General features: G+C 61.9%; 12 protein-coding genes. 4 read left to right on the top strand and 8 right to left on the bottom strand.

The genetic code is table 11. The features are described from left to right. Window positions 1-7: 7 nt before the first annotated feature. The 3 genes from K529_RS18910 to K529_RS18900 form a co-directional block, all read right to left on the bottom strand. Window positions 8-877, bottom strand: a complete 870-nt coding sequence (locus tag K529_RS18910; RefSeq protein ID WP_046002550.1) for an alpha/beta fold hydrolase — start codon at window positions 875-877, stop codon at window positions 8-10. A 169-nt stretch (window positions 878-1,046) separates the two neighbouring features. Beyond that, window positions 1,047-2,588 (bottom strand): CRTAC1 family protein, encoded by a 1,542-nt coding sequence (locus K529_RS18905; RefSeq protein WP_046002551.1) that lies wholly within the window; start codon window positions 2,586-2,588, stop codon window positions 1,047-1,049. Beyond that, window positions 2,575-3,789: an ROK family transcriptional regulator gene (locus tag K529_RS18900; protein WP_009176051.1), complete on the bottom strand. Its 1,215-nt coding sequence runs from the start codon at window positions 3,787-3,789 to the stop codon at window positions 2,575-2,577. Before K529_RS18900 ends, K529_RS18905 begins: the two co-directional genes overlap by 14 nt. A gap of 187 nt (window positions 3,790-3,976) precedes the next feature. Between K529_RS18900 and xylF the strand changes: the two genes are divergently transcribed. The 3 genes from xylF to K529_RS18885 all read left to right on the top strand — a co-directional run bounded on the left by xylF (window position 3,977) and on the right by K529_RS18885 (window position 7,169). Continuing rightward, window positions 3,977-5,005, top strand: a complete 1,029-nt coding sequence (gene xylF / locus K529_RS18895) for a D-xylose ABC transporter substrate-binding protein (protein WP_046002552.1) — start codon at window positions 3,977-3,979, stop codon at window positions 5,003-5,005. An 83-nt stretch (window positions 5,006-5,088) separates the two neighbouring features. Further along, entirely contained in the window at window positions 5,089-6,387 is a 1,299-nt protein-coding gene (locus K529_RS18890; RefSeq protein WP_005649153.1) for a sugar ABC transporter permease, read from the top strand. Next, the gene (locus K529_RS18885) at window positions 6,387-7,169 is read left to right on the top strand and encodes an ATP-binding cassette domain-containing protein (RefSeq protein ID WP_005649154.1); all 783 of its coding nucleotides are present in this window, start codon (window positions 6,387-6,389) and stop codon (window positions 7,167-7,169) included. Before K529_RS18890 ends, K529_RS18885 begins: the two co-directional genes overlap by 1 nt. A gap of 59 nt (window positions 7,170-7,228) precedes the next feature. On the opposite strand, the gene pcaF is transcribed toward K529_RS18885, so the two are convergent. The 5 genes from pcaF to K529_RS18860 form a co-directional block, all read right to left on the bottom strand. After that, window positions 7,229-8,428: a 3-oxoadipyl-CoA thiolase gene (gene pcaF, locus K529_RS18880; protein ID WP_046002553.1), complete on the bottom strand. Its 1,200-nt coding sequence runs from the start codon at window positions 8,426-8,428 to the stop codon at window positions 7,229-7,231. 42 nt (window positions 8,429-8,470) lie between these two features. After that, window positions 8,471-10,402 carry a TRAP transporter permease gene (locus tag K529_RS18875; protein WP_005635638.1) on the bottom strand — a complete coding sequence of 644 codons (1,932 nt, stop codon included), beginning with the start codon at window positions 10,400-10,402 and terminating at the stop codon, window positions 8,471-8,473. 79 nt (window positions 10,403-10,481) lie between these two features. Continuing rightward, on the bottom strand, window positions 10,482-11,615 hold the full coding sequence (locus K529_RS18870; RefSeq protein WP_005635636.1) for a TAXI family TRAP transporter solute-binding subunit: 1,134 nt from the start codon (window positions 11,613-11,615) through the stop codon (window positions 10,482-10,484). A gap of 45 nt (window positions 11,616-11,660) precedes the next feature. Beyond that, window positions 11,661-12,857, bottom strand: a complete 1,197-nt coding sequence (locus K529_RS18865; protein ID WP_040642981.1) for a CaiB/BaiF CoA transferase family protein — start codon at window positions 12,855-12,857, stop codon at window positions 11,661-11,663. 8 nt (window positions 12,858-12,865) lie between these two features. Beyond that, entirely contained in the window at window positions 12,866-14,599 is a 1,734-nt protein-coding gene (locus tag K529_RS18860; RefSeq protein ID WP_046002554.1) for an acyl-CoA dehydrogenase family protein, read from the bottom strand. Between the two features lie 126 nt (window positions 14,600-14,725). Here K529_RS18860 and K529_RS18855 point away from each other — a divergent pair, with 126 nt between their 5' ends. Next, window positions 14,726-15,631 (top strand): LysR family transcriptional regulator, encoded by a 906-nt coding sequence (locus K529_RS18855; RefSeq protein ID WP_009175800.1) that lies wholly within the window; start codon window positions 14,726-14,728, stop codon window positions 15,629-15,631. The last annotated feature ends 21 nt before the right edge of the window (window positions 15,632-15,652 follow it).

The following is a 15,652-nucleotide window of genomic DNA, read 5'->3' as shown; positions in this document are numbered from 1 at the left end:
GAAGAAATCAGATTGTGGGAAAAGGTCGGACGGCTTGGGCAAAGGGGAACAGATCCGGCCCCGCCACATGCCGGGCAAGCCCTGCGACGCGGATCGCCTGCGCCACATCATGCTGCACGCCGGGAAGCGCGGTCAGGGTGACATCGGCGCTGACGCCAGCTTGGGATGCGGCGGTGCGCAGTGCCTCGGCATAGGTGGCGGCGCGGGCCACACGGGTTGTGCCCTGCACCACATCCAGGTCGGGGGTCTGGCGCAGGCTTTCATCGCGGTCCGTGTCGCTGTCGCCCACGAGGATTTCGGTCGGGATCGACAGGAACCGCGCAAGCCCCGCCCGGTGACGGCGCACCCAGAGTGCGGAATGGCGATCGCCGCTCTCGCCCAGACCATAGGGATAGGCCATGCGGTCATCGGGCAGACAGTACCACCCCGCCGCAACAAGGCTGAGCCGCGCGACGCGGTTGGGGTAGAGCATGGCAAAACGATGCGCGAGTTGAGCACCGCCGGAGTGGCCACAGATCTGCGCCGGACGCGCATAGGCTGCATCCTGAGTGGCGAGAAAATCCATCAGCCCCGCCAAGGCCACATCCGGGCGGGCGGCGCGGCAGGGGCGCTGGAAATGCGGCCAGCGGTTTGGCGTGAAATGCGGCACCACAATCCTGCGGCCTGTACGCGCGGCTTCGGGGGCAAAGAGCCGGGCCAGTTCCTTGGCGTTGCGGGAAATACCATGCAGCACCACCAGCGGCGCGCGGCCCGCATCATGGGTGGGGTGCAGCACAAAGGCGCGCAGGCGTCCGGCTGGTGTGGGCGCGACCACCCGGTCGATGGCGGCGCTGATGCGGGTGCAATCCTTTAGTACGGTCGTGGAGAGATGTTTCATTGTCCAGGTCCTCGATGCTGTTGCTGTATCGAAGACGCATGGCGCTTGGATTTATTCCCGAGGACGCGATTTTTTAGCGCATTTCTCTGCGCGGATGGCGACGATGATTGATATTGTTATTTAATATCAAGCAATTAATCAATTATCGCGCAGCGAAATATTTTTCGACTCAGGGCGTTGGACGCTGTCCGGGAGTGAGCGTGAGGCGCTGATCGGGCGTGATCCCGGGCCAGTCGTCTACCTGCCCGCCGGGCCAGATCACCCGCAGATCGACCGTCTCAGCGGTGCCAAGACCAAAGTGCAGATCGCCAAGATCGCCGCCTGCGTGACCGCCGCCAATCGTGACTTCGCGAACCTGCGTGCGATCCCCTGCGGTCACTTCGACAAAAGCACCGGTTGCATCCCTGTTCGCCCCCGCTCCCCGCAATCGCAGCAACAGCCAGTTGCCACCGGTCATGCCTGCGTTCTGCCAGACCTCTAGCGGCGCGCGGCGATTGACCACCGCCATATCGAGGAAGCCGTCGCGATTGAGATCGACCAAGGCGCCACCGCGCCCGCGCGCGAGGCTGGCGATCCCGGCCTCTGCGCCGACCTCCACAAAGCGGCCATCGCCTTGTTGCAGCATCAGGTTGTTGGGATCTTTTTGCGCGGCGTCGGGCATCTGCTCCACATTGCCCTTGGTCACAAAGATATCGTCGCGCCCGTCGTTGTTCACATCGCCAAAGGCGGCATGCCATCCGGTTGAGGGCCGCCCATCACCGCCCTCATAGGGCCGATGCGCGGTGGTGCCATAACTATAAGTGACGTCCTCCCAGACCGGGCCGGGGACCGCCGGATTGCGGAGCTGAAATTTCTGATCCCCCATCGAGGTCAGGTAGACATCCGCCAGCCCGTCGCCATTCATGTCGCGCGAGGCGATGCCCATGCCCCAGAGCGCATAGGGCGTCCAGCCTTCGGCCTCGGTATAAAGGCGCGGGGTGTCCTCCATCGCCCACATCTGTTCCTGCCCGCCGCGCACATAATAGTGACGGTCGTTTGACAGCCGCAGATCGGCGCGGCCCCTGCGGTTCCAGTCGCTGAACAGCACCGAGAGCGCGCAATAGCCGGGGGAGAGCGCCGCGGGCGGATCGTAGCGCGCGTCCGTGGGCCGATACAGCAGCGTGTCGTCACAGGTGCCAAACGGCCCCTGAGGGTCAGCACGGTCCACATATGTGCCAAAGGCCAGCGTCGGTAAGGTATTGCCCGCTTCCCAAGTGGCGGAAAAGCCGGTGCTCCAGTGGTCGCCGCTTTGAAAGCCGAGATCTGTGAAGGGTGCAAATTGACACGCCCCCTGCCCTCGCAGCAGCAAATCTGGTCCTGCACGCATCACCGCCAGATCGAGGGTGCCATCGCCGTCGATATCAAGCGGATAGGCCCCTGTGACGGCGGTGAGTGCCAAAACCTCGGGCGTGTCCGGCACAAAGGACAAGGTGCCATCTGCGCCGGTGGTGTTCAGGAACAATTGCGCCGGGTTTTCGCCACCTGCAGCAAGGAGTTCCGGCAGCGCGTCACCGTTGCAATCAAAGACCGCAAGCCCGCCGCCCACGTAATGCTCCCAGCCGCCGCCATAGATATGTTCTGCCATCGGCACCGGGGTAAACTGCGGCACCACGGGGTCGGCCTGCGCGGCGGTTGCGACCAAGATCAGCGCAAGCGCATCAGGCCGCCGCATTGGCAAGCTCCCGAACGGTGCGGGCCGTGACCTCTTCGAGCGCGTAGGCCGCCGCGCCCTTGGCCCACATCAGATCGCCCCAATCATGCACGATCACCTCGGGGAGTGGCGCATCCACCTGCACCACCCATTGGCGCATTTCCTCAATCAGCTTGTCGGAATAGAGATAGTCAAACGACAGCCGCGCACCTGCGAGGATGATCTTGCTGGGGTCAAAGATGTTCACCACATTGGCCAGCCCCATGGCAAACATACGCCGGGCCCGGTCGAGGATGGATTTCGCCATCGCATCGCCATTCTCTGCCGATTGAAACAATGAGGCGATGGTCCTGTGGCGTTCGCTACCGCTGGAGATATTGGCCTCGCGCAGCAGCGCATAGTCACCCACATAGGCCTCCAGACAGCCGCGCTGCCCACATTGGCACAGCGCCCCTTCGAGGTGGACCTTGGTGTGGCCAAATTCCGCGCCGCACCCACGGGTGCCGCGATAGATCTGACGGTCGATCACGATGCCCATGCCGACGCCGTGTTCGATGGTGATGACAATGAAATTGTCACAGGTGCGCCCCTCGCCAAACAGATGCTCGGCCTTGGCCACGAGATTGGCGTCATTGTCGAGGAACACCGGACAGGGCAACTCGGCGGTGATGGCGGCAGAGAACGCCACGTTGCGCTCTTCGAGCGAGGACGACCAATAGATAAAGCCGCGCTCAGCGTCGATCATCCCGGCCATACCGATGCCAACCCCGGAGAGATCCTCAATGCTGAAGCCGCCCTGTGCACAGGTGAGTTCCAGCGCGCGGCGGATCTGGGCACATAGTTCGGGCACCGGCATTGTGCCCTGCACCAGAGGCATCTCGTGGCTGGCCAGTTCCTGACCGACAAAATCGGTGATCACGGTCGAGATGACGTGGTGCGAGACCTTGAGACCGGCAATCCGATGTGCGCCGCCCCGGATGCGCAGTGCCACGCGCGGGCGGCCCCGGCGCGCACCGGGGGCCACCTCGGGGGCGATTTCCTCGATCAGACCAGCGGCCAGCAATTCGGCAGTGATCGCCGTCACCGTGGCGGGGCTGACGCCCGTGGCCTTGGCGATATCGATGCGGGCGATGCTTTCGGCCGCACGGATCACATCCAATATCTGCTGACGTCCGCTCTCGCGCTGATCGCCGCCCGGCGACAGCCTTCCTGATCGTGCCAAATCAATGCTCCTCCACTACCAGCCCCGGCCAAAGGCGCTCCGTTATGACACCATGGGCGGGTCCCGGCAATCTCTCCCTGTGACGCAGGATACATGATTTAATTTGAAACTCAAAAAAAATATTGCTACAGATGATTCACAGTGCAGGCCAGCATCCGAACCGGTCCGCACACCAAGGGAGGAAAACATGAAATTCTTGAACGGACTTTCCGTTATCGCACTGAGTGCCTTTGCTGCATCCTCGGCCTTTGCCGCGGATCTGACTGTGGGCGTGAGCTGGTCGAACTTCCAGGAAGAGCGCTGGAAAACCGACGAAGCGGCCATCGTGGGCGCATTGGAAGAAGCGGGTGCGGAGTATATCTCTGCGGATGCGCAGTCATCCTCTGCCAAGCAGCTTTCCGACATCGAGAGCCTGATCGCACAGGGTGTCGACGCGCTGATCATCCTTGCACAAGACGCCCAAGCCATTGGCCCCGCTGTACAAGCCGCAGCCGATGAAGGTATTCCGGTGGTCGCCTATGACCGTCTGATCGAGGACAGCCGCGCCTTTTATTTGACCTTCGACAACGTCGAAGTGGGTCGCATGCAGGCGCGCGCCGTCTTTGAGGCGATGCCCAAGGGCAACTATGTGATGATCAAAGGCTCGCCCACCGATCCAAACGCAGACTTCCTGCGTGGCGGTCAGCAGGAGATCATTCAGGCGGCGGTCGATTCCGGTGACATCAAAATCGTCGGCGAGGCCTATACCGATGGCTGGCTGCCCGCCAACGCACAGCGCAACATGGAGCAGATCCTGACCGCCAACGACAACAAGGTCGACGCGGTTGTGGCCTCCAACGATGGCACCGCAGGTGGCGTTGTGGCGGCTCTCACGGCGCAGGGCATGGACGGCATCCCGGTGTCCGGTCAGGACGGCGACCACGCCGCGCTGAACCGTGTGGCCAAGGGCACGCAGACCGTTTCTGTGTGGAAAGACGCCCGTGACCTCGGCGCGGCAGCCGGTGAAATCGCCGTTGCACTGGCCGGTGGCAGCGCCATGGAAGAGATTGATGGCGCGACCTCCTGGACCTCTCCGGCAGGCACCACCATGACGGCCAAGTTCCTCGCACCGATGCCGGTGACACAGGACAACCTCGAAGCGGTTGTCGATGCAGGCTGGATCACCCAAGAGGCGCTGTGCCAAGGCGTGGAAAACGGCCCGGCCCCGTGCAACTGATCTGACAGATCTGGATGGTCCGGAGATTTTCGGACCATCCATCCCTTATCTCTGATAGACTTCGCTGAATACTGGAGCCGGATATGACCGACACCACGTCTCAGCCAATCACCCCCCAAAACAGGCGCAACCTCTTCCAGCAGCTTGAGCTGGACGTGCGGCTATTGGGCATGATTGGTGCCTTTATCATCCTCTGTATCGGGTTCAATCTGGTGACCGATGGGCGCTTTTTGACCCCACGCAACATCTTTAACCTGACGATCCAGACGGTTTCCGTGGCGATCATGGCCTCTGGCATGGTGTTTGTGATCGTCACCCGCCACATCGACCTGAGTGTGGGCGCATTGCTCGCGACCTGCTCGGCGGTGATGGCGATGACCCAGACCGAATTTGTGCCCAATATTCTGGGCCTTGGCCTGAACCATCCGATCACATGGATCGTCGCGATTGTGGTCGGGCTGGTCACGGGGACGCTGATCGGCGCGTTTCATGGCTGGATGGTCGGCTATCTGACGATCCCCGCCTTTATCGTGACGCTTGGCGGCTTTCTCGTGTGGCGCAATGTGGCGTGGTATCTGACCGATGGGCAGACCATTGGGCCACTGGATTCCACCTTTATGATGTTTGGCGGCACCAACGGCACGCTCGGCACCTCGCTCAGTTGGATTTTGGGGCTGGTGGCCACGGCGCTGGCCTTGCTGACCCTGTGGAACAACCGTCGCGCCAAGCTCGCGCATGAATTCCCGGTAAAACCACTCTGGGCCGAAGGGGCGCTGGCGGTGATTATCTCCGGCTCGATCCTCGGGTTTGTCGCAATCCTCAACGCCTATGAGATCCCCTCGCGTCGTCTGGCGCGCATGTTCGAGGCGCGCGGCGAAGTGATGCCCGAAGGGTTCACCCAAGGCTATGGATTGCCCATTTCGGTGCTGATCCTGATCGCGGTGGCCGTGGTGATGACAATTGTGGCCCGCCGCACCCGTCTGGGGCGCTACATCTTCGCCACCGGCGGCAACCCGGATGCGGCAGAGCTCTCGGGCATCAACACCCGCCTGCTGACGGTAAAGATCTTTGCCATCATGGGCTTTCTCTGTGCGCTTTCGGCGGTGGTGGCCTCGGCCCGTCTGGCGAACCACTCCAACGACATCGGCACATTGGACGAGCTGCGGGTGATCGCGGCAGCCGTGATCGGTGGCACCGCGCTCTCTGGCGGATTTGGCACCATCTACGGTGCGATCCTCGGCGCGCTGATCATGCAGAGCCTTCAGTCCGGCATGGCCATGGTGGGCGTGGATGCACCATTTCAGAACATCGTTGTCGGCTCCGTGCTGGTCGCGGCTGTCTTTATCGACATCGTCTATCGCAAGCGTGTGGGGGCCAAATAATGACCACTCCCAAGGAACTGCGCGCCTCTGGCGCAACTCCGATGGTGGAGATGAACAATATCTCCATCTCTTTTGGCGGCATCAAGGCGGTGGACGACGTCTCGGTCGATCTGCACCCCGGCGAGGTCGTGGGCCTGCTGGGCCATAATGGCGCCGGAAAATCGACGCTCATCAAGGTGTTATCAGGCGCCTATAAGATGGACTCGGGCGAGATCCGCATCAACGGCAACAAGGTGGAGATCACCAACCCCCGCGATGCGCGCAGCCACAATATCGAGACGATCTATCAGACGCTGGCGCTGGCGGATAATCTCGATGCAGCCTCCAACCTGTTTCTGGGGCGCGAGATCGTCACCGCAACGGGGCTGGTAAACGACGCCGCAATGGAGGCCGAGTGCCGCAAGATCATGGGGCGTTTGAACCCGAACTTCCGCAAGTTCAACGAGCCGGTCTCGGCCCTCTCGGGCGGGCAGCGGCAATCGGTGGCGATCGCGCGGGCGGTCTATTTCAACGCCAAGATCCTGATCATGGACGAACCCACCGCAGCGCTGGGTCCGCATGAAACGCAGATGGTGGCGGAACTGATCCAACAGCTGAAGGCGCAGGGCATCGGGATCTTCCTGATCGATCATGATGTGCATGCGGTGATGGAGCTCTGCGACCGGGCCTCTGTCATGAAGAACGGCCAGCTTGTCGGCACCGTCGACATCGACGATGTGACCGATGACGATCTTCTGTCGATGATTATCCTCGGCAAGAAACCCGGCGAGGCGGCGGCCTGACGGCGCGCGCCATATGATCACCCCCTGCGCCCGTGACTGCCGGGCGCAGGGGCGCAGGCTCAGATCCCTTCGAGCGCGATTGCGATGCCCTGCCCGACGCCAACGCACATGGTGGCCAAGGCGCGTTTGCCGCCGGTGAGGCTCAATTGCAGCGCGGCCGTGCCGGTGATCCGCGCACCGGACATGCCCAGCGGATGCCCCAGCGCGATTGCGCCGCCATTGGGGTTTACGCGCGGATCGTCATCCGCAATGCCAAGACCGCGCAACGTGGCAAGCCCTTGGCTGGCAAAGGCTTCGTTCAGTTCGATCACATCAAAATCCGACTGCGAGAGCCCAAGCTGCGACATCAGTTTCTGAGAGGCAGGCACCGGGCCAATCCCCATGATGCGCGGGGCCACGCCTGCGGTGGCACCGCCCAGAACACGTGCGATGGGGGTCAGCCCATGGGCCTTGACCGCCGCCTCTGAGGCCACGATCAGCGCCGCCGCCCCGTCATTCACGCCCGGAGCATTGCCTGCGGTCACGGTGCCGCCCTCGCGAAACGGTGTTGGCAATTTGGCGAGCTTTTCAAGCGTGGTCTGGCGCGGGTGCTCGTCGTGCTCCACCACCACAGGGTCACCTTTTCGCTGAGGAATGGTGACGGGGGTGATCTCTTGTGCGAGGCGGCCGCTGCCTTGCGCCGCTGCCGCCTTTTGTTGCGAGCGCAGGGCTAATGCGTCCTGATCCGCGCGGCTGATGCCAAACTCTGCCGCCACGTTTTCGCCGGTCTCGGGCATCGACTCGATGCCGAATTCAGCCTTCATCAGCGGGTTGACGAAGCGCCAGCCGATGGTGGTGTCATAGACCGCATTGGCGCGGGAAAAGGCGCTCTCGGCTTTGGGCATCACAAAAGGCGCGCGCGACATGCTTTCGACCCCGCCTGCGATGGCGAGATCAATTTCACCCGCCTTGATCGCGCGGGCGGCATTGATCACCGCATCCATGCCCGAACCACACAGACGGTTCAGCGTGGTGCCCGGCACCCCCTCTGGCAGACCCGCCAGAAGTGCGGACATGCGCGCCACATTTCGGTTATCCTCGCCCGCTTGGTTGGCGCAGCCGTAGTAGACCTCCTCAACCGCTGACCAGTCGATGTCATGCGCCGCCATCAGGGCCTTGATCGGCAGCGCGCCCAGATCGTCGGCGCGCACAGAGGACAATGCGCCGCCAAAACGACCGATGGGGGTGCGACTGTAGCCGCAGATATATGCATCCGGCATTTGTGATCTCCTATTGGGGCCTGCACGGGAGGCAGGCCGGTATCAGTTGTTGGCAAGCCCCGCGCGATGGCGCGCGCGCATCCGCAGGGTAGAGACGCAGAATGTCGCAAGCAGCAGCGCAAGACCGGCCAGTTCCGCCATGCGATCCGGCACCATAAGCGCCAGCGCCGCCGCCGCGCAAAAGAGCCGCTCCCACAGGTCGATGCGTCCAACCCCATAGAGATAGCCCTCCATCGCGCAGGACAAAACCGTCAGCGCCAGTGCCGCACTGCCCACCGACAGGACAATCGTCAGCAGATCGCCCTGCAGCAGCAAGGCAGGCTCGTACACAAATACGAAAGGCAGGATAAACAGCGCCGCCCCCAGCCGCATGGAGGTAAACCCTGCCGCCAGCCCCTTTGCACCGGAGATTTGCGCCGCCGCAATCGAGGCCAGCGCCACCGGTGGCGTGATATAGGACAGCATCCCCCAATAGAGCACAAAGAGATGCGCGCCGATGGGATTGAGCCCAAGTTCCACCAAGGCCGGAGCAAGAACAGTCGCCAAAAAGATATAGCAGGCGGAGACCGTCATCCCCATGCCCAGCACAAAACTGGTAAGCGCGCCGAGGATCAGCAGCAAAAACACGCTCTGGCCGCCATATTGCACGAGCTCACGGGAAAACGCGCTGCCCACGCCGGTAATCGCCAAAGACCCGACCACCAGACCGATGCCACAAAGGGTTGCGATCAGATAGCTGATGTTGCGGGTGACATCCTCAAGGAGTTCCAGCGCGTTGCCGAAATTGGGCAGGCGACGGTGACGCAACAGCCCCGCAACCAACATCAAGGCGGTTGCATAGTAGGCGGAGCGCGACGGGCTGAACACAAAGAGCATCGACACCAGCGCCGCCAGCGACAGGATGTGATGCCAGCCGCTTGCGATCACCTGTAGCAATCTGGGCTGCACGTGGTCGGCGTCCTGCGCGTCGATCAGCCCGTTGCGCGCGGCATAAAGATCAACCTGCAACACCAGCGCCATATAATAAAGCACCGAAGGCACGACTGCCGCGACCATGATCGTGGTGTAGGGCGTGTCGAGAAAGGACGCCATAATAAAGGCCACAGCCCCCATCACCGGGGGCATCAATGTGCCTCCCGTAGAGGCGCAGGCCTCTACTGCGGCGGCATATTTGGCAGGGTAGCCGGCCCGCTGCATCGCAGGGATCGTCAGCCGCCCGGTGGTCAGAACATTGGAGATCACCGACCCCGACAATGAGCCGAACAACCCGCTGGAGACGACCGCGACCTTGGCGGGGCCACCGCGGCTTTTGCCCATCAAGGCCATCGACAGATCCATAAAGAACTGCCCTCCGCCCATCACATTGAGCACCGCACCGAAGATGATAAAGCCCACCAGCGTATCCGCGACCACACGCAGCGGAATGCCGATGATGCTCTCCATGCCCATGGCGTGCGCCGCAACAGTTTCCGCAACCGAAAGGGACGGCCCCCAAAGAAAACCGGGCAGCCATTCGGCAAAAAGCGGATAGGTCGCAAAGAACGCGCAGATCACCAACAAGATTGTACCGCCCGTGCGCCGGACGGCCTCGAGCGACAACAGCACCAACAGGCCAGACACGGTGGCCGCGAGAGGGGGCGCCACCACATCCCAACCGCTGGTCAGGATAACTTCGGCATAAAACGCCAGAAACGCACCCGCCGCCAGAGCCAGCGCTGAGAGCACCCAATCAAGCAGTGGAACGCGGGTGTCGTGATGTGAGGGACGTGCGGGCAGGATGATAAAGGCTGCGGACAAAAACAGTGCGATCAGCACGTAGTAGTACCGGCTGGAGAGCAGCGGAAACACACCTGCAATCGACAGGTTGAAGGTCTGGATCACAATGGCGGCCAGGCCCGCGAAGCCCAAGACGCCAGCGGCGATACGGGCCGCGCCGCTCAGGCGGGGTTGGATGGGTTTAGGCTGGGCTGACATGGCGTCACCTCACGACAAAACAGAGGCGCCGCCCATCACATAAAGAGGAGGAATGTGCGGGCGGCGCAAGGAAGGGCTATCAGTTGAGAGCTGTAGACCGATAGTCCTCCCAGAACGCGGGCCAGTCCTTGGCCGCGACGTTCTGATCCAATGCGGCCTCAGAGGCGGCTTCCCATGTGGACATGACCTTTTGCAGGCGCGCCAGACGCTTGTCGTTCCACGCCTGATCCTCGTCTGTCCAGATGCCGATTTCCTTCAGGTAGCGGATTGCGCTGGGATGGAAAGGCGCATCGGCGGGGCTGCGACCGGCCTCTGCAAGAGACCACGCAGGCGTCGCTGCGGTGGCCCCTTTGTAGATGTCGTAGGTCTCATCCAGCGCCTTGATGAAGTTATAGACCTCATCCTCGTCAGAGTCGGCATAGACTGTGATCATCGGGTAACGCACGGCAAAGATATTGGCCGGGTTATCCTCGCTGATGCCTGCGCCCTTGGTCGCGGTGGCGGGGGCAAAGAAATCCGCAACACTTGTGAGCGCATCCCAGCCTTCGGCGTTTTCCTTGGGCAATGGGGCCCAGAGGATGCCGCGCGACGAGCTTTCCAGCTCGTAAAGTGTGGCGGCGGTCGGAGTGCTGCCCGCAACATCTGCCTGCCCATCCACAACGGCCTTGAGCGCGGCCCCATAAGAGGGCACCTCGACCACTTCGACATCGTCCCAGGTGAGGCCAGCAAAGGCCAGCATCGCCTCAACCTTGATGTTGATCGACGGGTTCGCCTTGATGCGGGGGACGCGTTTGCCACGGATGTCGGCAATCGACGTTATGCCGCTGTCGGCGGCCACGGCCATGCCGAATGTCGACGGACGCCCGGCAACGATACGCAGATCCTGCGGGCCCCACTCTGGCGCGGCAAAATCATAGAGCGCCTCGGTGGCGAAATAGAGCTCATTGGCGAGCCAGCCATATTGCACGCGTCCGGTTTTCAGCGGCAGCAGACGGCCAATCGAGGTGCCAGATGGCATGATCCGTACGCGGGTGCCGTATTCTTTGGCAAAGGCGTCGGCGATGGCGGAGGCTTCGACGTAACCGCTTGATCCGACGTCATATGTTGCCCAAAGCAACGAGCGGGGCAGTTCCGCATCGCCCGCCCGTGCAGGCAGTGCGGTTACAAGTGACAGTACGGCCGCAGTCAGTGCGGTGGTCAATTTCAGGTGCATTTTGGTCTCCTCCCATATTGCGTCCTGCTGTTACTTCCCCGGTCGTCAGATTTGACGCGTTTCGGGGCTTATTCCGGTTGAGATCAGCTGTTCGATCTCGGTATCCGAAAACCCGGCCTCGGCCAGAATTTCACGGGTGTGTTCGGCAAATTGCGGGGGCTTGCTGCGATAACTGGGTGGTGCGCTTTGAGGTTTGACCGGCGCGCCGAGGCCCCGGTAGGTGTCAATATCCACGGTCATGCCACGATGGGCGGCATGGGGGTGGGCCAGAGCTTCCTCCACATTGAGCACTGGACCGGCGGGCACACCTGCAGCGATGAGTTTTTCCGCAAGCTCTGCCCCGTCGAGTTCCGCCATCGCGGCCTCCAGCTCTTGTCGCAGGGCGGCGCGATTGGTCACCCGGCCACCGTTGCTGGCGAAACGGTCATCCTGCGCGATGCCCGGCGCGCCGATCAGATCGCATAGACGCGCAAACTGGCGGTCATTGCCCACGGCGAGGTAAACCGGTCTGGTTCTTGTCACATAGGTCGAATAGGGTGAGATATTGGGGTGATCGTTGCCGGTGCGCTGTGGCAGCTTGCCCGAAAGCGCATAGTTCGCCGCATGTGGATGCAGGAGCGACAGGGCGCTGTCATAAAGGGCGGCCTCGACAAAATCACCACGGCCCGTGCGCTGGCGGTTTTGCAGCGCCAAAAGGACGCCCACAACCGCATTGATCCCGGTTACCATATCCACCACTGGCAGGCCGACGCGGGTGGGGCCACTGTCATCGGTGCCGTTGACGCTCATGATGCCGCCCATGGCCTGCAAGATCGCATCATAACCGGGCATCCCGCCCATTGGACCATCCGCGCCAAAACCGCTGACACGGCAATGGATCAACCGGGGAAAGCGCTCCGAGAGGGTCTCAAACCCGATGCCCCATTTCTCCAAGGTACCGGTTTTGAAATTCTCCAGCAGCACATCGGCGTCCTCAAGGAGGCGCATCAGAACCGCCCGGCCTTCGTCCTGGCGCAGATCCAGCGCGATGGCGCGTTTGTTGCGATTGAGGCCCAGAAAATACGAGGCCGTGCCATCCAGAAACGGAGGCCCCCAGTGGCGGGTCTCATCCCCTGTGGGGGGTTCGACCTTGATGACCTCTGCGCCATGATCGCCCAGGATCTGGCCCGCAAAAGGTCCGCCAAGGACGCGCGACAGATCAATCACGCGCAAGCCAGACAGCGCGCCGGGGGCGATGTTCATCCCCGCGCTCATTGGGCTGCGACCGGTGTTGCAAGCTCCGCTTCGGCGAGAGCACGATCCAAGAGCGCGGCATCCGCTGCCTCATGGGTTTCGGTCCCACTCAGGGGGTCTGTGGCGGTCAGTTTATGGGCCACAACAGCCCGCGCCAGCGCCAGCCGGTCGCCCGCATAACCCGCGCGGTCCGAAAGCTGCGCGTCTTCCCATGCCAGCACAGTTGCAGAGACCGCGTTGTAAACCGCAGACGCGGCAGCGCGCACCTCGCCTTCGCGTGCTGCATCGTTGGCGACGGCATTCAGGAAATCAACCGAACGGGTCAGCCGTTCCAGAATATCGCCCACCATCAGACCCTTGGATGCGGCCTCGGTCAGCAGGGTCGAGCAATAGTCAAACAAGGCATCAAGCGCCCCCTCGCGGCGGGTGGCGCGGGCCACATCAAGGGCGACGATATTGCTGGTGCCTTCCCAGATCGAGCCAAGGTGAGCATCGCGCAGCACGCGGGCGTCGGACCATTCCTCGATATAGCCACAGCCGCCACGAACCTCCATCGCATCGCCTGCAACCTTGCGCGCATCGCGACAGGTGCGGAATTTAATCAGCGGGGTGAGGATGCGCAGAACTTTGGCCATTTTTGCATCGCCCGCATCAGAGGCTTGCAGCACTTTGGCGGTATGAAACACCATTGAGCGGCCCTGTTCCGCCGTGACCAGCATTTTCATCAACTGGCGGCGCATCAGCGGCAGGTCGATCAGGCGCTTGCCAAAGGCGGTGCGGTTTTTGGAAATGAACAATGCCTCGGAAACGGCGCGGCGCATCAACCCGGCAGAGCGCACCCCATTGGCGAGCCGCGACATGTTGATCATGTCCGTCATCTGCTTAAAGCCCTGACCGGGGTCGCCAACAAGATAGGCGGTCGCCCCTTCCAGCGTGATTTCACCGCTGGCCATGGATTTTGTGCCCATCTTTTCCTTGAGCCGCAGGATACGGTAGGCGTTCTTGCTGCCGTCCGGCAATGTGCGAGGCAGCAGGAACAGCGACAGCCCACGGGTGCCAGCATCGCCGCCTTCGGGGCGGGCCAACACCATGCCAAGCGCGGCATCGGGGTTGGAGCAGAACCACTTGTCGCCGTAGAGTTTCCATTCGCCGTCTTCCAGTCGGGCGGTGGTGTCAATTGCCCCCACATCCGAGCCTGCAGCCTGTTCGGTCATGAACATCGAGCCCTGAAAAACCGTGTCCATGTCCTGACTGGTCAACTGCTCGAAATAGGTGTTCACCAGCTCCTCAGAGCCGAATTTGACCAACGTCCGGGTCAGCGAGTCGGTCATCGACAGCGGGCAGCAGAGGCCGAACTCCGCCTGCACAAAGAGGTAAACAAGCGCGTATTTCACCATTGGCGGCAACTTGTCCGGCGCACCAAACACGCCGCCGCGATGCGACATGGCGGCAAGGCCAAATTCGCCAAAGGCGTAGCGCTCCAGCTCCACATAGGCGGGGTGTTTGTGGATGCGTTCCAGATCCGCACCATTGCGGGCGCGGATCTGAAGCGTGGGCGGGTTTTTATCGGCGGTGAGCGCCAGTTCTTCGAGCTGCTGGGTCAAGCTGCCCATGCGCTGAAGCTCTGGCAGGGCGCGGGTGTAATCCGCCTTCTCAAGATAGAGCCATGCGAGGTCCTGCAGCGCGCGATCGGCGTCAAAGGCATTCAATCCGGCACTGTCGGGGATGTTCTTGTGGATTTGTGCGCTCATGGTCCGTTCTCCTCCAGAAGGCGTCTCTGCGTCAGCTTGAGAGAAAGGGTTGCGGCATTTGTAATTTATTTTCCAATACCGTTTGTGTATTTTGCAATACCAATATGGCTATCAATAGGTAAACACATGGCGGTCACGTTCCGGCAGCTTCAGCATTTTCTTGTGCTCAGTCAGGAGCTTCACTTTGGCCGGGCGGCGCAGCGGTTGAACATCTCGCAACCCCCGCTCAGCGCCAGTCTCAAGCAACTGGAAGAGACGCTTGGTTTTCAATTGATGGACCGCAGCAACCGCAGCGTGCGCCTGACCGCAGCGGGAGCGGTGTTTTCCGAACATGCGGCGCGCATCCTCGGGCAGTTGGACGCGGCGCGCGCCTTGGCCGAGCAGCAGGCCAAGGGGGCGGCGGGGACGCTTACGGTCAGTTTTGTGCCGTCGATGCTGTTTCGAAACCTGCCCCATGCGCTGCGTAAGTTTGAGGAATCTTATCCGTCGACCGGGCTGGACCTGCATGAGATGAACACCACGCGCCAGATCGAGGCCTTGCAGCAGGGCGAGGCCGATGTCGGATTTATCCACGCCGTCCCCCTGCCCCCGGAACTTGTGTCGCACCGGATTGAGACCGAACGTCTGGTGTGCTGCGTGCCGCGTCGTCACCGGCTGGCCGGACGCAGCCGGATTTCGATTTCGGAAATGGCGGGGGAAAAGGTGCTGGTGTTCGCCCGAGAATTTGCCGCCCATTACCACGACCGCATCGTGGCCCTGTTGCGCGCCGCCGATGTGGAGCCCTACACGCCCTATCGCGTGCAGCACTGGTTTACGGTGGTGGCGTTGATCGCGCAGGGTATGGGCATCTCGCTGGTGCCCTACTCGCTGTCGCGCTCCTCTATGGCGGATGTGACCTATATCGAGATCGAAGAAGCCCACGCCGAACACGAAGTCCATATGATCTGGAATAAGGATCTGAGCAGCGAGCTGACCGGTGTTTTTACCCGGTTTGTGCAATTGCACGGGTTGGAGCGTGTCCCGTCAGCCTGACGGCGGCGCTGAAATGCATCC

Source organism: Tritonibacter mobilis F1926 (assembly GCF_000376545.2).
In the GTDB taxonomy this organism is placed as follows: Bacteria; Pseudomonadota; Alphaproteobacteria; order Rhodobacterales; family Rhodobacteraceae; genus Epibacterium; species Epibacterium mobile.
This window is presented reverse-complemented; position numbering and strand designations above follow the sequence as displayed.